Raw genomic sequence first — 18742 nt, forward strand, 5'->3', positions numbered from 1 at the left:
CCGGGCTTTCGACGAATGTGGTGAAAGAATGGCCAAAGGAACGGCGAAAGCCGCGACGAGCAAGCAGACGAACGATGCGGGCGAGCGGCCGGAGGCCGGCGTGCGCCGACACGGCGGGCGTTACATCTACGAAGAACTGCGCAAGCAGATTCTCACGCTGAAGCTCAAACCGGGCGCCCCCCTCGACGAAATTTCGCTCGCCGAGCAGTTCGGGCTGTCGCGCTCGCCAGTGCGGGATGCGCTGGCGCGCCTCGTCAGCGAAGGCCTCGTCACCATTCTGCCGAATCGCACGACGCTCGTGACGCCGTTCGAAATCGAAGAATTCCCCAAGTACATTTCCGCGCTCGATCTCATTCAACGCGCCGTGAGCCGCCTTGCCGCCATTCATCGCTCTGAGGCGGACCTCGTGCGCATCCGGCAAGCCGACGAAGCCTATATGCGAGCGGTGGAGAGCGGGGATCTCCAGGCCATGTCGGAGACGAACAAGGCGTTTCACATGGTCATCGCGCACGCCGCGAACAATCCTTACTTCGTGGGCTATTACGAGCGTCTGCTGGGCGAGGGCCAGCGTTTGATTCATTTGCACTTCGACTTCACGGTGAGCTCGCCGAGCGCGACGAAGCTGGGCCGCGATCATGAGGAGCTGATCAGGGCCATCGAAAAGAAAGAAGCCGATCGTGCCGAGCGGCTTGCTCACGAACATACGATGCTGTTCCAGAAGCGCTTTCTGGATTACATGCGCCAAAACATGACGGAATCCATGGTGCTGGTCTAGGCCCTTCGCTCAATGCGCTGTGGATGAAGAAGTAACGTTAGCTGATTATGTTAGTTTTCCTAACGTTTGTTGGGAGTTCATCCACTCGCAAAAGGTGCTCATCGTGCGGTCTTCCATACCTGATCTTCCCGACTCTTGCCGCGCACTACGTGAACGTTCGAACCTTTCTCGCGTTGCTCAGCACGATCGTGCTGCCGCATTGATGAGACGAATTGACCGTATTTGAGAAACCAGGACCTGACGCGAACTCCCGCGCTGCGCAATAAATATTCCCGTGTTCAATCAACCGGGAGACACGGCGGTGAATACCCAAACTATTCCCGGCAGCGCCGGCATGAGCGCGTTGCCGCTGATCGTCGCAGTCGAAGACCTGGCCGGCGCCGCGTATCTCGGCCAGATGCGCGCCCTGGTCGTACAACGGCAGGCTGCTCTCGGGCGCTTCTTCGCGGATCCGGCGGCGTCGGCACAGATCGAGGCCGCGCAAGCCGATCTCCGCCGGCATGTCACGCATTACCTCGACCGCCTGATTCCCGAATCGATCGGCATGGTGACCACCTTCGAGCATGCGAAGACGCTCGTCGTGTCGGTGCGCCAGGAACTCGGCGCGCGCCCCGACGACGATGCATCGAAGGAGGTGCGCGCAGCGCTGATAACCGAGTTCGACAAGGCGCTATCCGATGCCGACGAAGCGCGCCGTCTCGTCAGCCGGGAGCTTCAGTCGGTGACCGGAACGGTCGGCACGCTGACACGCATCATCGACGAGTACGGCAGGCAGTTGCAGGAGGGCGAACGCGGCCGCCTCGCCGTGCTCGAAACGGATATTGCCGCCGCCAGTAAGGGCATGACCGACGCGGTCGAGCAGACCGTCAAGTCCGGGCGCAAGATCGGCGCGCAGGTCAAGAAACTCGTGACCTGGATCATGTCGCTGTTCGGCGCGAGCGGCGACGCCGACGATACGCCGAAGGACAAGCAAGACGACGGCGACAAGGACAAGGACAAGCCGGAAGGCGAGAAGAACAAGACCGAAAAAAAGAGCAGGCGGCCCGCACTCAAGGATCCCGGCGAACCCTTCCCCGGCGAAACCATCGGCGAGATCTCGGATGAGACCTCCACCGCGCTCGCCTCGACGAGCGACCTCAACCGCCACGCAGCGAAGCTGGAAAAGCTTTACGTCGAACTCTACACGCTGCACGCCGCCCTCGGCGCCGCCGTGCTCATCAAGCAGCAGGGAATCGACTACCTCAACGCCGTCAAGCAGCTCGACGAAAGCACGGCCGATGTGAGCGCTGCCTGGAAGACACTCGCCGGCGCATGCAGGGAAGCCGGCAGCCTCGCTGCGCAAACGTTTGACGCGAGCTGGGAACAGCTGGAGCGGCGCATCGGCTGGATCAGGGACTCGCTGACCGGAGGATCGGCGGGCATTCCACAACTTGCGCGCAAGGACAACGTCGTTCCGATCCATCAACCAGGAGAAGGCTCATGAGCGATACAGCAAAGGCGCCGGATACGTTCGAGGCGAGCATCGACGGGCAGCGCGAGAAGGTCAAGGCGCAAGCTGCCGCCGGTTTGATCCTGCAGGCGCATTGCATGAGTGTGGAAGCCCAGCCTCTCGTCAGCTTCGAAGGGGTCGAGAAGCTGGAAGCCGTCAAGGTCCGGGCCAACAATGCGCTGGGCGTGGCGAAGGCCCATGCAAGGAACTATCTCGACGTCATCCAGCCGAGGATCATCACGACTTTCACGAGCATCGAGGAGTACTTCCTTCTGCAGCGCACGGTGACCGAGGCGCTCGTGGACATTCAGTCCCGCGAGGATGCCAAGACCATCATCCGGCTGCTTCAGGAACGGGTTGCCGAGTTCAAGACGCAGTCGGTTTCGAACCGCACCGCGCTGGAAACGCTGCGCACGAATCTCTCGGAAGACCAGTCCGCCTTCAAAGGCATCACGATCGAACTGACCGGTCTGCTCGAAGGCGACAAGGGCGTGCTGGCGGACATCACAGGGCAGTTGTCGTCGATCGACGGGAAGATCGCGGGCGCGGCCGTGGGCGTCGCACTGGGCGGCCTCGCCGTGATCGCCGGCGGCATCATGTTCGTGGTTGGGGCGTTCACGTCGTTCGTGACGGGCGGCGCGGCGGTGGCGTTGTGCGTGGCGGGCGGGGCGGTCATCGGCACGGGCGCGGCGGCGGTCGCGGGTTCGTCCATCGCGCTGGGCGGGCTGCTCAACATGAAGAGCGACTTGCTCGTGCGCGAGGCGAAATTGAAGAACGAAGTAAAGCTCGTGAACGGCATGATGAGCGGCTTCGGTTCGCTGGCATCCAGCGCGGCGGCCGCTCAGGACAGCGCGCAGTCGATGGCCAATGCATGGGGCTTCATGGGCGATCACCTCGAATCGCTCTACGGCAACCTGGACAAGGGCAAAACCGACAACGCCATGCTCCGCAAGATCTTCCTCGCAGCGGCGGAAAAATCGGTGGCTCCGATCGAGCGCGATGTAGCGATCATCAGAGACCAGATGACGGCGCCGCACTACCAGCAGGATGTCTCGGGCCCGCGCGTCGGCGACGCCGTCATCCAGGCCGCGCAGAAAGAAGAAGCAAAGCGACTCGCAGCGTGACCCTGAACGTCATCCAACTATTCGGAGGAACCCCGAATGTGGCAGAGCATGAAACAGCGGCTCGACGAGGTCGTCGCCGAAGCCGCCACCTTGCCCGACTCGTCCGACGCAATCAGGGACGCCAAGCAGCACATCGCGCAATTGCCGGCCGGCGCGGCCAATCTCCTGCAATTGCAGGCCCGCGTCCTTGACCATGTCGCGAACGCCAAGGGCAGCACGGCCAGGGCATTGCTCGCGGCAACCGTCGAAAGCCCCGACATGAAGCAGCAACTCGCGACCTACGCGAACACGATGAAGGTCGATGTGGACGCGATCATCAGCGACATTCAGGAAGCGGGCACCCGCATCTCCCGCCGTCGCGCGGTGATGGGCGAAGACGCGGCGCGGCTGAGCGCGGTTGCGATGGACGCTCGCGCGCGCCTGAAGGTGCTGGAACAGCGCCGCCAGGAGCTGGATGTCAAGGCGCGCGAACTACGCGACCGTTCGGTCTGGACGTGGCTGTTTCTGCCCGCCAAGGCGATCGACGAACTCGTGTCCGCGATCCAGCACGGGAAGTCCACCGAGGCCGCGCTCGAAGATGCGCTGCGCCAGATCGGCGATGCCCAGCGCGAAGCGTCCGGTCACATCCGCAGCTATGACATCTGCACCAATCTTTCTGAAACGCTCAAGCAGCTCGCCGCGGGCATCCAGAGTGTGGCGAACAAGCTCGAGTATCTGAAAGGCTACATGAGCAGTCAGGAGAGCATGGCAAGCCTTGCGGCGGCCAGCTCGGCGCAGGTGTGTCTCAAGACCGTTCTGGGATTGCTGAGCGTCATCGAAACCGAAGCGGCCTGAGCGCGTTCACTTCACCACTGGAGGTCATCATGCTGATGTTTTTTGGCAAGCCGAAGGGAAAGAATACGGATAACGACGAAAATGCATCGCGTGCGGCACGTCTCAAGATCCTGCGCGAGAGCTTCTATGCGTGGAAGAAATGGCCCGAGTTCGCGCCGGACAACACCCGGTTCCAGACGGTGCCCATCCAGCTTCTTCTCAACGAAAAGAAGAAACTGAAGGAATATGGCGACAACGCCAAAATTGTCGTCCTGAACGCGCATGGTTCGTCGCGCACCTTCAATGGCTATGACGGCAGCGAGGTCGCGGAGATGCTGGTGACGCTCGGCATCAAGGAAGCCGGGACGAAGGAAATCTGGGTTGCGGCATGCGACGTCGGTCATCAGACACAGGACAACAGCAGTGCCGAGCCGTTCGCGACGGATCTGCTGCGTCAGTTGCGGCAACGCGATGTCGATCCGAGCGTCTACGCGCCGCGCGGCATGCTCACTTACCGCGACCCGACGCGCAAAGTAGTCGGGAACGAGTCGGTGCTGGTCTACGGCCGGTCGGTCATTCGCAGCCCCGAGCGCGAATATCCGTTCAGCGAAGGCTGGGTGCTGGCGCATCCCTGACGCGGACGTCAGTCAGGCGCGATGCGTTCCATCCACAGGGCGAGCATCCGGGCGCGAAACTCGCCCGGGCTCGTGCCGATTTCGCGCCTGAAGCACCGGTTGAAGGTTCGTACGTCTTCGAAGCCGCAGCGATAGGCGAGCGTTTCGATCGGGACATTGAAGGGTGGCGCGGCGAGCAGGGTGCAGACGAGTTGCAGACGCATCATGCGGATCACACCGGCGACGGTCTGATTGCGCTGCGCGAAGGCACGATAGACCGTGGGTCTCGAGCAGCGCACCGCCGCCACCACGAAATTCACCGTCAATGAAAAATCGCGCAGATGCTCCTGAATGATCGTGCAGGCCTGCCGGTATACCCAGTCGAGCGTCTGCCGCGCGGAGGGATGCTCCGTGCGCGGCGCTTTGTCGATCTGGGCGATGAGGCGCAGAAAGCAGCCACGGCCGGGCGCGCTCATGACGCACAGGTCAATGTCCGGTCTCGGCTGGCCCGTTGCTGGGACGACCATTCTTCACCCCTTGTTCGTCTTCCGCGCGGCGGAGCAGGATGCGTCGTGAATGCAAACGATCATTCGATGACATCCGATTGCGCTGCTGACCAGTTCTATGGCATGGCAACGTGCGATCGGGAAATCACCTGAGCAAAAGGCACTTTAGGAAAAAATGGATGGGGTTGCCAGAGACTTTTTGCGTTGGGGGTGTCTGAGCGCATCAGACGCGGCCGGCCGCTTCGATTCGTTATCGGAGCATAGTCAGTCTCGGTTCAGTGCCTTGACCTGCCGCTTCCAGAGCGTCCAAGGCCTTTCCATCACACCGAGCATCATGTCGTTGCTGGCCCTGCCTTCGTCATCGTCGAGATACGTCACCTCGCCGCCCAATGCGATGGCCTGCTGCTGCATTCCGGCGTTGAGCTCCGTGTAGATCGCGCGATACACCGCGACCGGCAGCGAAGGGCCCGTCGCCACGAATCCGTGACCGCGCATCAACGCGACGTCGGAGGCGCCGAGCGTCTCGGCCAGCGCCTTGCCCTGTGCGCTGTTTCGCACCAGCATGTCCGTGCAACCGAAGCAGTGGCGAATGTCGAACACCGGCGAGCCACTCGAAAGAAAGCCGGCCATGTGATAGATGGGGCGCAGCCGCGTCGACGATGCCGCGAACGGGATCACCGACGGCGAATGGCTATGCACGACCGCCTGTACGTCGGGCCGGGCACGGTAGATCTCGGCGTGAATCCACGTTTCCAGATAGCGCTTGCGTGTGTCGCCGTCCACCGGCTGACAATCGAAGTCGAGCGTGAGGATGTCCTCGGGCTGCACCAGTTCAGGCGCCATCGACTGGGCGATCAGGAAATGCTCGGGATTGCGCGGATCGCGAACGCTCACATGACCGAAGCCATCGAGCACTTCGTGATGCGCGAGGATGTGGTTCGCCGCGGCGAGATCTTCGAAGAGGCGCGGGATGTCATGCACGTCGTGCGTGGTCGGGGCGGCGATGTAAGGCGTATTCTGGGTCATGGTGTATATCGTTTGGGAATGGAACGAAGACGTGGTCAGTGTCCGAAGGCGGGAGCGTCGGGCAGGCTTTCTGGACGCTCGACGAGAAATACCAGCAGCGCCGCCGTGACGAGCGAGGCGCCCAGCACGAAGAACATGGCGCCGGCCCCGCCCGTCGCCTGTTGCAGCACGCCGGAGATCGCCGGCCCGCACATGGCGCCAACGCGCGCGACGCCGAAGAACACCCCGACGGCCGTGCTGCGGATTTCGGTCGGATAACTGACGGCCACGAGGTTGTTGAGGACCGTTTGCGTACCGATCACGAACATGCCCGCGATCGCGATGATCCAGATAAGCTGGCCGCTCGACATGAGTGCGAGCATCGCGATCGCGCTCGCGCCAAGGAGCCAGGCGATCGACATGGCGAGCCGCCGGTTGCCGATGCGGTCGGCGACGAACCCTGACAGCAGACTGCCGAAGGCGGAAGCGAACACCAGCAGTGAACCGTAGGCAAAACTGATCGACAGATTCTCGCCGCGCTTCAGGAGGATGGTCGGCAGCCAGCCCGACAGCCCGTACGACGAAAACAGCGAAAGCGCGCCCATCGCCCAGAAGCACAGCGTCTGGCGGCGAAAGCGCACGGCGAACAGCGCACGGAAGGAGCCGGCTTTCACGGTCGGCGCCGGGGCGACCAGTTCGGCATCGCGAAATTCCGCTGCCCGCGCCGGCCAGAAGCGCATCAGTTGCGCGCGCACCTCGTCCTGACGATTGCGGCTCGCGAGAAAGGCCACGGATTCCGGCAGCACGAATTGCAGCGCGACGGCGAGGATCATCGCCAGCGCGCCGGTGTAGTACATCGCTTGCCAGCCGAAGCGGGGCATGAGCCACGCCGCGATAAAGCCCGAACACGTCGCGCCGCCGATCCAGCCGAGCGAGAAAAAGCCGATCGTGAACACGTTGTTCGACCGCTTCGGCGCGATCTCGTTGATGTACGTGACGCACATCGGCATCAACAGGCCGAGCGCCAGGCCCATCACGAAGCGCAACGCGACGAACGAGGAGAGATCGTGGGCGAAGAGCGCGATGGCGAGGCTCATCGCGCTCGACACCCAGACGCCTGGCAGGATCACCCGGCGTCGCCCGAATCTGTCGCCGAACAGGCCCGACACGGCCGAGCCGATCGCGAACCCGCCTAGCCCGCACGAGAGGAGCAGACCGATCTGGCTCGGCGAGAGATGCCAGGCGGGCGCAACGTCGTGGACGATGTACGACGCGTTGTACAAGTCGAAACCGTCGTACCAGAGGACCAGCGCGAGCAGGAAGGCGAGACGGAAGTGAAAGGCGCCAAGCGGCGCGGCGTGCAGCGTGTCGCGCACGAATATCCGTTTGGCATGCGGCGTCGTGTCCAGGGTCATTCAGTGTCTCCGATAGAGGGGCTCGTCGCGCCGTCCGAAGAGGCGCGCGGTGCCTTTTGTGTTGTCTCGAAGCTCACTCTACTGGCAGTATTTATCTCGATCAATATTGAGTTTTAAAATCAATATAATGGGGTTTTCCCGGACGACGGATGTGGCGGCAACGGACATGAGCGAGCAAAACTGGAACGACGTGCTGACGTGCGAAGAGGCGCTCGCCCGGCTGAACATCAAGGCGGCGACGCTGTATTCCTACGTCAGTCGTGGCCTGGTGCGCGCCACGCCGCACGAGGACGGCCGCAAGCGTCTGTACCTGCGGCGCGATATCGAACGGCTCGCCGCGCGCAAGCGTGGGCGTCCGCCCACCGGCGCGGTGGCCGAGTTGACGCTGCGGCTCGGCGATCCGGTATTGCACACGGCGATCACGCAGGTCACCCCGCACGGGCCGCGCTATCGCAACCGCCTGGCCGTCGATCTGGCCGGATCGGGGGCCGCGTTCGAATCGGTCGCGCATCTGCTTTCGACCGGCATCTGGCAGAGCGGCCTCGCGACCTGGTCGCCGCTGGATACGCCGCCCGATGTGCTGCGTTTCCTGTCGGTCTACGAGGGCGGGGTCGCGAGCGGCGACATCGGCGCGTTGCTGGGCATGGTGCCCTTCGCACTCGCGATGCAGGGACGCGGCACGAGAGAAATCGCCGACGGCGGCGCGGTGCAGGCCGCGCGCCTGATGATGCAGAGCATGGCGGGCTGCGTGGGATTTCTCGGCCCTGAGCGAATCTTCTGCCCGCGCGCCGAGGGTGAAAGCATCGCTGGCCAGATACTGCGCGCCGCGGGCGCAGCGGTGACGCCCGAGGGTCTGCGCGCACTGAACGTCGCGCTCGTCGTTCTGGCCGACAACGAACTCGCGCCCGCAACCTTTTCGGCGCGCGTGGCCGCGTCGACCAACGCAGATGTGTTCAGTTGCGTGGCGGCGGCGATCGGCTCGCACATCGGATTTTCCACCGGCACAGGCACCGAGAAGGTCGAGACGCTGCTGTTGTGCGAGCCCTTGTCGGCGCTCGATGCGCGCGTCGAGCGCGTGCGCGAATACGGCGCGAGCCTGTTCGGTTTCAACCATCCGCTCTATCCGGGCGGCGATCCTCGCGCGGATCTGATGCTGCAGGCAGCAGCGCAAATCGCCGGGCAGGGCGATGCGACGCCGGCGGCACGCGAGGGCACGCGCCTGACGGTCGCGTTCCTGGAGCGCATGCGGCGCGAGCTCGATGCGCATCCCGGCGTCGCACTTGGCCTCGTCACGCTCGCCCGCGCCCTCGGCTTGCCCGACGGGTCGGCGACCGCGATCTGGATCGTCAGCCGCACGGCCGGATGGGTCGCGCATGTGATGGAGCAACGCACGCAGGCGTTTCTGCTGCGCCCGCGCGCGAAGTACGAGACGACGGCGTCCGCGGAGACTGCGCGCTTCGCCGACGAAACCGCCGGAGCCGCGCGACTTTGAGTACGTGAAGCCGGCCTCCGGCGAGAAATCGAAAATTTGCGATTCTGAGCCCGAATCTTTGCGTTTGTGGCGTGCTTTCCGAGGCGATAACCTGAAAGCAGACGTTCATGAAACTCTGCACGAGGAAGACGGCGCATGAAACTGCTCAGAAACATTTGGTACGCGGCCGCATGGAGTCACGAAATCGACGAGTCGTTTGCGACACGCGAACTGCTCGGCGAACCGATGCTGCTTTACCGCAAACACGATGGAACGCCGGTCGCGATGATCGACCGTTGCCCCCACCGTTTCGCGCCGCTGTCGATGGGCAAGCGGGTCGGCGACAGCGTCGAGTGCGGCTATCACGGCCTGCGCTTCGACTGCAGCGGGGCATGCACACTCAACCCGCATGGTGACGGACGCATTCCGCAGGCCGCGCGGGTCCGGACCTTTCCGGTTGTCGATCTTCACGGGCTCGTGTGGCTATGGCCAGGCGATCCCGCGCGCGCCGATATCGGCCTTATTCCCGACTGCGCGCATCTGGTGTCGCCGCGCCTGAAAACGATCGGCGGCCAGATGATTCATCAGGCGCACTATGAGCTCGTCGTCGATAACCTGATGGACCTGTCGCATGTCAATTATGTGCATGCGCCGTATCAGCAGGTCGACGATTTCCTGCGCGCGAAGCACGACGTCGTGCAGACCGGCGCGACGCTCGAAAGCCGCCGCACGGTGCCCAGCACGCGCGCGCCGCAATCGTTCCGGCCATTCCTCGCAGACCCCGACACGCCCGTCGAATACTGGCTGAACATCCGCTGGCACGCGCCGGGCTGCTGCGTGCTTGAAACGGGCGTCGTGCCCATCGGCGAGCCGCGTGAAAATGGACTCGTGCGTATCGGCACGCATCTCGTCACGCCGATCACCGCGAGCAGCACGCGCTATGTGTACGCGAGCTCGCGCAACTATCGCCTGGACGATCCGCTCGCCGACGACGAAACCGCGCGCTGGCAGCAAATGGGCTTTCACGAGCAGGACAAGCCGATGATCAAAGCGGTTCAGTCGCGCATGGGCGATCGCGAGCTGTTCTCGATGCGCCCGATCCTCCTCGCTACCGATGGCCCCGCGGTCCGCGCGCGCCGTCTGCTCGCGGCGATGATCGAAGAGGAGGCGCGCCAGAGCGAACACGCTTGCGCGGCGCTCGTCTAGCCGACGCAAGAAAAAACCCACGACAGAAAGCGGCGCACGAATCGCCGCTTCACCGGAGACAGGAATGCCAGCCACCCCCGCACCGGGCGCCGCAGCGGCGTTGATCGACAGCCGCCCGCTCTCGCCTTATCAACGCCTGGTCCTCGTGCTGTGCGCATCGGTGATCTTTCTCGACGGACTCGACACGCAGTCGATCAGCGTTGCGACCAAGCTGATGGCCGTGTCGCTGAACGTGCCGCTCGCCAGCTTCGGCGCGGTGTTCTCGGTCCTGCAACTGGGCGGTCTGATCGGCACTTTCCTGTTCGGCTATCTCGCCGACCGCATCGGCCGACGGCCGCTCGTCATCGTGGCGGCGCTGCTCATCGGCCTCTTGACGCTGGGCACCGCGAGCGTCGAAACCTACACGCAGTTGATGATCGTGCGCTTTCTCGGCGGCGTCGGCCTCGGCGGCATCTTTCCGTGTGTGCTGGCGCTCGGCGCGGAGTACGTGCACAGCAAGTCGAAGGGTCTCGCGGTCGCGTTGCTCTTCGCGAACTACTCGCTCGGCGCGGCGCTCGGCGCGGTGCTCAACGGCTATGTGCTCGCGCATGCGGGCTGGCGTGCGGTGTACGTCGTCGGCGGCACGCTGTCGATCATCGTCGCGCTGGCGATCATCGTGTGGCTGCCGGAGTCGCCGCACTTCCTGGTTTCGCGCGGCCGCACGGAGAAACTGCGGCGCGTGTTCGCCAGGCTCTATCCCCGCGAGCATGTCGATATCGATTCGCTGCGCGTGCAGACGCCTTCCGACGCAGACGCGGCAACGCGCGGCGTGCCGGTGCGCGAAATCTTCAGCGGCGGGCGTCTTGGCATCACCTTGCTTCTGCTCGGCATCCTGGCGCTGAGCTACGCCACCATCAAGGTGATGACGGTCTGGCTCATGCCGCTGCTGCAAACGGCGGGCATCCCGGTCGTGAAGGCTTCGTGGGTGCTCGCAAGTCTGGATATCGGCTCGATGATCGGACTCGGGCTCGCCGGATACGTGGTGAGCCGCTTCGGGCCGACGCGTTCCCTGCTGCCCGCTCTGCTGCTGCTGGCGTTGACGACGATGCTCGTCAGCATGGAGATTTCGAAGCTTGCCGTGCTGCTGCCGAGCGGATTCGTGATCGGACTGACCGGCGGTATCGGGCAATCGGCGCCGCTCGCGCTCTTCGCGATCATCTATCCGACGCGCGTGCGTTCGACGGCGCTGGGACTCGGCGGCGCGGCCGGTCAGGTCGGCAAGATCGCTTCGCCGATGCTGGTCGCAACCGTGCTCTCGATGGGCTGGAAGCCCGACACGATCCTGCTCGCGGTCGCGGTGCTGCCGGCTATCGGCGTGCTGCTGATACTCGGTATGCGGCTGTCGAGGCACGCGAAGGTTTCCGGCGTCAGTCAGCGCGTGTCGACCTGATCCACTGATCCAACTGATCCACTGCTACCGGACGTCTTTTCCCATGAATGTTGTCGTCGCCCGTATCGCGGATATCGCTGCCGGCATCCGCGCCTTTGAACTCGCGTCTCTCGACGGTACGCCGTTGCCGGCATACGAACCCGGCGCGCACATCGACGTTCACTTGCCGACGGGCGCGATCCGTCAGTATTCGCTGTGCGGCGATCGCGACAGCGCCGGCGCGTACGTGATCGCGGTTCAGCAAGAAGCGGCGTCGCGCGGCGGATCGATCGCGATGCATGCGCTCAAGGCCGGCGATCTGCTGCGGGTCGAAGGTCCGCGCAACCACTTTCCGCTCGATGCGGCCGCCGCGCACTCGATCCTGTTCGCGGGCGGCATCGGGATCACGCCGCTGCTCGCGATGGCCGAGCATCTCGCGGCCGCGGGCGCGTCGTTCGAGTTGCACTATTGCGTCCGCGACCGCTCGCGTGCCGCGTTCATCGAGCGACTGGACGCGCCCGCCTTGCAAGGCCGCGCGTTTTTCCATGTCGATGCGAAAGAGGGCGGCCCGGCGCTTGACGTGAGTTGTGCGCTCGGCGCGCCGGAGCCAGGCAAGCATCTGTACGTGTGCGGTCCGGGCGGGTTCATGACCCACGTGCTCACGACCGCGCAGCGAGCCGGATGGGACGATGCGCATCTGCACCGGGAATATTTCAGCGCACCTCCCGCCGGTGCGTCCGATTCGGCTTCTCCGCGCGAGGCGTTCAGCGTGCGGCTCGCGAACAGCGGCCGCGTGATTCCGGTCGGTGCGTCGCAGACGGTCGTGGAGGCGCTCGCCGCGCACGGCGTTCACATCGAAACGTCGTGCGAGCAGGGGGTATGCGGCACATGTCTGACGCGTGTGATTGCGGGCGAGCCCGATCATCGCGACCTGTATCTGACGGATGCCGAGCGCGCGGAAAACGACCAGTTCCTGCCGTGTTGCTCGCGCTCGTGCACGCCGGAACTCGTGCTCGATCTGTAAGCGTGTTCGCGGCAAATCCGAATTGCGTGCCGTAAGCCATGTGAGTACGATGCCTGACCGATTTTCGCCGGAGCTATCCATCCACGATGCAATCGCTACCGTCGTTCAACCATCTGCGCAGCTTTCAGGTCATCGGCCATCACTTGAGTCTCGTGCATGCGGCGCGCGAGCTGCATCTGAGTCCTTCCACGCTCTCGTATCAACTCGGCATCCTCGAAGACCGGCTCGGCCTGCGGCTGTTTACGCGCACCGGCCGCGGCCTCGCGTTCACGGATGCCGGGCGCGAGCTGCACGGCGAAGTGGACCGATGTCTCCAGCAGTTGTGGAGCGCATGGCAACGCGTGGCCCTGCGCGGCGAATCCGCGCCGTTGATCGTGAATTCGCTGCCGACGTTCGCGATGCACTGGCTGCTGCCTCGCCTCGCCGCGGTGCAGGAGCAATTCGCCAATGTCGAGATTCGCGTGTCGATCTCGCCGGTCGATCTCGAACGCGATGCACTCGATTGCGCCATCGCCTACGGAGACGGCAACTGGCCCGGCGTGCGCTGCGATTTCCTGCGCGCCGAGTCGTTGATCACCGTGTGCTCGCCTTCGACGCTCGTCGCGAAAGGGCCGCTCGCGACGGTCTCCGATCTCGCGCGCCATACGCTGCTGTCGGCGAAAACGCGCCCCGACGACTGGGCGATCTGGGCGGAAGCCGCGCAAAGCGCCGCGCCTTCGGGCGAACGTCAATTGATTCTCGCGTCGCGCATCATGGTCATTCAGGCGGCGTGCGAAAGCCTCGGCGTGGCCGTAGTCGATCCGGCGATGGTTCGCGCGGAGTTGTCGTCGGGCCGGCTCGTGAAAGCGCTGCCGGAGGTCGCGCGCGGCGGAGGGGCGTACTACCTGGTCTATCCCGAGGACGAGGCATCGCTGGCAAGAGTCGAAGCCTTTCGTGCGTGGCTGCTCGCCGAATTCGCGAAGGAAGACACATCGGAGTAGGTAGCGTGGCGACATACCGCGTGACGGCCTCGACATCGCTGTCGCTGACTCCTCAAAACAGATGATGAATGCCAGCCAGCACCACGGTTTGCCGGTTCGATGACGACGGCCCGATGCCCAGCGTGCTCGCGACCGCGCCCGACGAAGCCTGCTCGACCATCACGTCGGCGTAGAGCTGCGTGAGCTTGGACAGCGAATAGACGTTGGCGATGGTCACCTGCGTCCAGCGCTGCCCGGCGAGCGTCGTGGTCCACGCGCCCGCGCCGATCATGTACGCGGGCGTAATCTGAACGTTCGCGCCGCCATCGATGGCGAGATAGTTCTCCGAGCGTCCGCGCGCCTCGATGCGCACCTGCGTCAGCAGCGCATGCAATTGCACACGACCGAGCTGATAACTTCCACCGATGCCCGCGTTTCTCACGTTCTCCGCGACGAATGTTCCGTTCACCGGCAGCGTGACGCCCTCGAAGCGCGTAAGTCCCAGGCCGTTCGCCAGATTGAACGTGCGATCGCGATACTCCGAATACGCCGCCGCGAGATTGAGCGGCCCGTACGCATATGTCGCGCCGAAGCTGAAGCTGCGTCCCGTGGTGCTGCTCGATTGGTTCGTGAAACCGTACATCGCGCCGATGGTCACGCCCGCGAATGTCCGGCTGCGAAACTTCACCGTGTTCGACAGTTCGACCGGCACCGTGTTGCCCAGTCCATCAATATTGCCGGGATGAAACGCGGAGAAATCGCCGAGCGTCTGCGCGGTCGAAAGCGGCCCGAGCATTTCGAAGTGGAAGTCCGTCTGACGCCCGAGCGTGATCGCGCCGATGCGACTCTCGCTCAAGCCCACATACGCCTGGCGGTTGAACAGCGTGCCCGCGCTCGACATCGCGCCCGTGATCGTCGAAAAACCGGATTCCAGCTTGAACACGGTCTTCAACCCGCCGCCGAGATCCTCGGTGCCGGTGAGACCCCATCGATCCGCCTGCAACGTGCCTTGCTGCGCGATGAACGCCCGACCGCCGCGCAGATTGCTCACATATCCGACGCCCGCATCCAGACTGCCGTACAACGTCACGCTGCTTTGCGCGTGGACATTCGCCGCGACGCTCAGCATCGCAAGGGCGAGCGCGGCCGGACTCTTGTTCATAAGGGTCTCGCTATCGGTTGAAAGGGGAAGCGCCGGCCGTTAGCCGGCGATGACATCAGGACTTCAGGACATCAGGGTTTGATACAGAATCGCCGCGCCCGATACGATGGCGAACGCCATCACCGAGACGCGCAGCACACGCGCGTTCAAACGCTGATGCACATGCTGGCTGATCCACGCGCCTGCGATCACCGGCGGCACGAGCAACAACGCCGACACGAACTTCGCGCCGGTGATCTGCCCGGTCGCGGAGAGCATGACGAGCGAGAGCGCCTCGCCGATCGCAAAGCACATCGCGATGGTCGAGCGCAACGCCGGCGCGCGATAGTGCTGAAAGACCATCGCGAGCGCGGGACCGCCGATGCCCGTCGCCGTTTCGGTGATGCCGGTCACCGCGCCCGCCGCCATCAACGCATTGCGGCCCGGCAGGAAGCTCGGCGCGCACAGCGTCGCGGCGGCGGCGGCGATCGTCGAGGCGCCGATGAACAGGTTCAGGTCGTGCGCCGAGATGCGCGAGATGATCCACACGCCCGCGACCGCGCCCGCCGTCCTGCCGACGGTGATCCACAGCGTGCCTTTCGAATCGAGCGAGGGACGCTCGCGCCACGCGAGATAGACGTTCAACGGCAGCATCAGAATGAGCAAAGACACGGGCAACAGGCCCGGCTCGATCAGCCCGATCACGGGCGCGCAGATCAGCGCGAAGCCGACGCCGACCGCGCCCTGAATGAACGCGGCAATCGCGACGGTGGCGGCGAGCACGGCAAATATGGTGAGACTCACGGCGAATTCACTCCACGGTAGGCAAGGGCATGCGGGTCAGCGGTTGCAGCGACGGCGCTACATGCACGCGTTGGATCGGCGCCTGCGCGACCACTTCGCGCGCGATGTCATCGACTTCTCTCAGGAACGCGCGCGCGTCCCAGTCGGTCGGCCAGCCTTGCCACAGACGCAGCTTGCCCGCGACGAACACCGCGTCGATCTGACTGCGATCCGCGAGCCGCACGAGCTCCCACGTGAGATCCCACGATGGCCGCATCTCGGGCACGTCGAGATCGACGAGCAGAAAGTCCGCCGCCTTGCCCGCCGCGATCTCGCCGATGCGCGCATTCAGCCGCAACGCATCCGCGCCGCCTTGCAACGCGCGATCGAGCCACAACTCGCCCGCGCCGCACGACGAATCGCCGGTCGCGAGACCGAAGGCGAAGCGCTGCGCGGTTTCGGCGGCATCGAGGAGACGGAACGCGTCGCTGCGCGTGCCGTCCGTGCCGAGACCGAAGCGGATGCCGAGCGCGGCCATCTGCAAGGCGGGCGCGACCGCGTTGCCTTTCCACGAACTCGCGACCGGGTTGTAGCTGACGGCCGCGCCGGTTCGCGCGAGCAGATTCAGTTCCGATGGCGTGACGAGCGTGGCATGCGCGATCAGCGTCTGCGGCCCGAGCGCGCCCGCGTAATGCAGATGCTCGATCGGCCGCATCTTGCGGCGCACGATCGAGCGCTCGACCGACGCGAGATGCTCGTTCGCATGCGTCTGGAACACGGCGTTGGCATCGGCGCACATCGCGGCGGCGGTTTGCAGCATGCCGTCGGAACCGGCTTCCGGCACCGAGATCGCGAGCGACGGATGCACGAGCGCATGCCCGTCCCAGCGCGCCAGATGCTGCTGCGCCCGCTCGACGATAGCGGCGCGTGCGCGGGCGTCGATATCGTCGGCGAGATCGTTGCAGATGAGGCCGAGCACGCAGCGCACGCCGGCTTCCTGCGTGGCCGTCGCGATGGCGGACGCATCGCCGCTCGCGCGCGTGCCCGCGTCGCAGACGGTCGTGAAGCCGCCGCGCAGCGCTTCGAGCGCGGCGAGCTTCGCCGACAGATACACGAGGTTTTCGTCGAGACAGTTTTCGAGCGGCACCCAGATCCGCCGGTAAATCTCCGACGGCTCGCCGAACGCGAGCGCCTTGCCGAACGATTGCGTCAGATGATGATGCGCGTCGATGAAGCCCGGCATCACGAGCTTGCCCGGCAACGCGAGCGGCGTGAGATGCGGATAGCGCGCGACGATGTCATCGGCGGGACCGACCGCGTCGAACTCGCCGTTCGCGATGACGACTGCATGATCGCGCTGCGGGCCGTCCGCGAGCAGAACGTATTCGGGCAGGAGCAGCAATTGATCGGCCTGAAGCGAGGCGGGCATAAGAGAAGTTTTCATCATTTTTTAGTGGCAGGAACGGTTGTCTTGGATGGCGGCTTCGAGCGGCGCGGCGGGGTCGGCTACGGGGCGTTCGCGCCAGTGCAGCTTCAGATGCTCGAACAGCACGTTGACGATGACGGCGGTCAGCGCGCCCATCGCGAGCCCGTTGCCGAGCACGATCTGAAGCGCCGCCGGAAAGCGGCTGTAGACGCCGGGCACGACGATCGGCAGAACGCCCATCGTGAGCGCGGCGGCGAGCGTGTACATGTTGGCGCGCGAGCGCAGATCGACCTGACGCAGCAGGTTGATGCCCATCACGCCGATGATCGAGAACACGATGAGCGCGGTGCCGCCGACGACCGGCGCGGGAATCGCGTTGGCGAGCCGGCCGAGCGGCGCGATGACGGCGATGACGACGAGCAGCGCGCCCGCCGCCGCGGTGACGAAGCGCGAGCGCACGCCCGTCGCCTGCACGATGCCGATGTTCTCGCTGCTCGTGATGATGAGCGAGGTGCCGAAGAGGCCGCCGAGCACGGACATCGCCGCATCGCCTCGAATGGTCTTCGGCACCTCGACTTGCGGGTCGATCGGCTTGCCGACCACTTCCGCGATCGCGACTGTCTGGCCGGTCGCTTCGGCCATCGAAATCACGCTGAAAATCAGCAGCGGCAGCGCGGCGACGATATCGAAATGCGGCATGCCGAACGGCAGCGGCGTCGGCAGCGTGAGGACCGCGCCGGACCATACATCGGCGAAGGTCATCGCACCGAGCGCCCACGCAAGCGCTGCGCCCGCGACGAGGCCGAGCAGCACGGCCAGTTGCCCGAGCATGCCCTTGAAAAGCTTCGCGAAGAGCACCGTGAACGCGACTGTTGCGAGCGCGAGCCCGATCCCGAGCGGGCTCGCGAACTCCGCCGTGCCCGGCTGGCCGACGATCACGACGCCGTAGATCCGGATCAGATTGATGGCGACAAGAATCAGCATCGTGCCGATCACGATGCGCGGAAAGAAGCGCAGGCAGCGCGCGAACACCGGCAGCAGCAGGAAGTAGCAGAGGCCGGTCAGGATCGTCGCGCCGGCGGCGGTGGCGAGATCGGTCTGCTGCGCGATCAGCACGAACAGCACGACCGGCGCGCCGCCCGGCACCATGATGAAGGGCAGGCGCGCGCCGAACTTGAGCGGCCCGAACGACTGCAACAACGTGCCCAGCCCGCACACGAGAAAGGTCGCGCTGATCAGATCGACGGTCAGCGCCGACGACAGCCCCAGCGCCTTCGCGACCAGAAACACGGCCGTGATCGGCGATGCCGCCACGACGAGCACATGCTGCAAGCCGAACAGGACGAGCTTCGCGAACGGCAGGCGCTCATCGACGGCGTGAATCGGTGGATGGTGGTTCATGACGGTTTGTCTCCTGTATGCCGCGCCGGGCGGCCGGTCATCCGGCGCGGATTTTTGGTTTCCCAAATCGATTTGGGATCGGGGCGATAAAAATGGGGCGGCGCCCCAAATCGATTTGCTATCGTAGAATGGTGCGTCATCGGGTTCCTGTCAAGCCGGAAAATCTATTGGTTCTTCCGGCG

17 protein-coding genes are annotated in these 18742 nt (G+C 64.6%); 10 read left to right on the forward strand and 7 right to left on the reverse strand.

Annotation, left to right across the window (positions count from 1 at the left end; all coding sequences use genetic code 11):
* Window positions 1-28 precede the first annotated feature (28 nt).
* From AWB70_RS17660 to AWB70_RS17680, 5 genes are all read left to right on the forward strand, one after another.
* Window positions 29-775 (forward strand): GntR family transcriptional regulator, encoded by a 747-nt coding sequence (locus AWB70_RS17660; protein WP_235024278.1) that lies wholly within the window; start codon window positions 29-31, stop codon window positions 773-775.
* A gap of 301 nt (window positions 776-1076) precedes the next feature.
* Window positions 1077-2258 carry a hypothetical protein gene (locus AWB70_RS17665; RefSeq protein WP_143281653.1) on the forward strand — a complete coding sequence of 394 codons (1182 nt, stop codon included), beginning with the start codon at window positions 1077-1079 and terminating at the stop codon, window positions 2256-2258.
* Window positions 2255-3388 (forward strand): HBL/NHE enterotoxin family protein, encoded by a 1134-nt coding sequence (locus AWB70_RS17670; RefSeq protein WP_053570459.1) that lies wholly within the window; start codon window positions 2255-2257, stop codon window positions 3386-3388. Before AWB70_RS17665 ends, AWB70_RS17670 begins: the two co-directional genes overlap by 4 nt.
* A gap of 36 nt (window positions 3389-3424) precedes the next feature.
* A complete protein-coding gene (locus AWB70_RS17675; RefSeq protein WP_014193333.1) occupies window positions 3425-4222 on the forward strand; it encodes a hypothetical protein in 798 nt (265 codons plus the stop codon).
* A 29-nt stretch (window positions 4223-4251) separates the two neighbouring features.
* The gene (locus AWB70_RS17680) at window positions 4252-4836 is read left to right on the forward strand and encodes a hypothetical protein (protein ID WP_014193332.1); all 585 of its coding nucleotides are present in this window, start codon (window positions 4252-4254) and stop codon (window positions 4834-4836) included.
* Between the two features lie 8 nt (window positions 4837-4844).
* Here AWB70_RS17680 and AWB70_RS17685 read toward each other — a convergent pair whose 3' ends face one another.
* The 3 genes from AWB70_RS17685 to AWB70_RS17695 form a co-directional block, all read right to left on the reverse strand.
* Window positions 4845-5291 carry a helix-turn-helix transcriptional regulator gene (locus AWB70_RS17685; protein ID WP_053570458.1) on the reverse strand — a complete coding sequence of 149 codons (447 nt, stop codon included), beginning with the start codon at window positions 5289-5291 and terminating at the stop codon, window positions 4845-4847.
* A 294-nt stretch (window positions 5292-5585) separates the two neighbouring features.
* Complete coding sequence (locus tag AWB70_RS17690; protein ID WP_053570457.1) at window positions 5586-6347, reverse strand: class II aldolase/adducin family protein; 762 nt, start codon at window positions 6345-6347, stop codon at window positions 5586-5588.
* A gap of 35 nt (window positions 6348-6382) precedes the next feature.
* The gene (locus tag AWB70_RS17695) at window positions 6383-7741 is read right to left on the reverse strand and encodes an MFS transporter (protein ID WP_053570456.1); all 1359 of its coding nucleotides are present in this window, start codon (window positions 7739-7741) and stop codon (window positions 6383-6385) included.
* A 166-nt stretch (window positions 7742-7907) separates the two neighbouring features.
* Between AWB70_RS17695 and AWB70_RS17700 the strand changes: the two genes are divergently transcribed.
* The 5 genes from AWB70_RS17700 to AWB70_RS17720 all read left to right on the forward strand — a co-directional run bounded on the left by AWB70_RS17700 (window position 7908) and on the right by AWB70_RS17720 (window position 13830).
* A complete protein-coding gene (locus AWB70_RS17700; protein ID WP_063786724.1) occupies window positions 7908-9233 on the forward strand; it encodes a citrate synthase in 1326 nt (441 codons plus the stop codon).
* A 135-nt stretch (window positions 9234-9368) separates the two neighbouring features.
* Window positions 9369-10418: a Rieske 2Fe-2S domain-containing protein gene (locus AWB70_RS17705; RefSeq protein WP_053570455.1), complete on the forward strand. Its 1050-nt coding sequence runs from the start codon at window positions 9369-9371 to the stop codon at window positions 10416-10418.
* A 64-nt stretch (window positions 10419-10482) separates the two neighbouring features.
* Window positions 10483-11847, forward strand: coding sequence for an MFS transporter (locus tag AWB70_RS17710; RefSeq protein WP_053570454.1), 1365 nt, complete (start codon window positions 10483-10485; stop codon window positions 11845-11847).
* 43 nt (window positions 11848-11890) lie between these two features.
* The gene (locus tag AWB70_RS17715; protein ID WP_053570453.1) at window positions 11891-12850 is read left to right on the forward strand and encodes a PDR/VanB family oxidoreductase; all 960 of its coding nucleotides are present in this window, start codon (window positions 11891-11893) and stop codon (window positions 12848-12850) included.
* An 86-nt stretch (window positions 12851-12936) separates the two neighbouring features.
* A complete protein-coding gene (locus tag AWB70_RS17720) occupies window positions 12937-13830 on the forward strand; it encodes a LysR substrate-binding domain-containing protein (protein WP_053570452.1) in 894 nt (297 codons plus the stop codon).
* 52 nt (window positions 13831-13882) lie between these two features.
* Here AWB70_RS17720 and AWB70_RS17725 read toward each other — a convergent pair whose 3' ends face one another.
* The 4 genes from AWB70_RS17725 to AWB70_RS17740 form a co-directional block, all read right to left on the reverse strand.
* Entirely contained in the window at window positions 13883-14971 is a 1089-nt protein-coding gene (locus AWB70_RS17725; RefSeq protein WP_053570451.1) for a porin, read from the reverse strand.
* Window positions 14972-15034: 63 nt separating this feature from the next.
* Window positions 15035-15754: a sulfite exporter TauE/SafE family protein gene (locus AWB70_RS17730; RefSeq protein WP_045456991.1), complete on the reverse strand. Its 720-nt coding sequence runs from the start codon at window positions 15752-15754 to the stop codon at window positions 15035-15037.
* Between the two features lie 7 nt (window positions 15755-15761).
* Window positions 15762-17180: an amidohydrolase family protein gene (locus AWB70_RS17735; RefSeq protein WP_200826423.1), complete on the reverse strand. Its 1419-nt coding sequence runs from the start codon at window positions 17178-17180 to the stop codon at window positions 15762-15764.
* 3 nt (window positions 17181-17183) lie between these two features.
* A complete protein-coding gene (locus tag AWB70_RS17740) occupies window positions 17184-18560 on the reverse strand; it encodes a uracil-xanthine permease family protein (protein WP_053570449.1) in 1377 nt (458 codons plus the stop codon).
* Window positions 18561-18742 lie beyond the last annotated feature (182 nt).

This window comes from Caballeronia cordobensis (genome assembly GCF_001544575.2).
Lineage (GTDB): Bacteria > Pseudomonadota > Gammaproteobacteria > Burkholderiales > Burkholderiaceae > Caballeronia > Caballeronia cordobensis.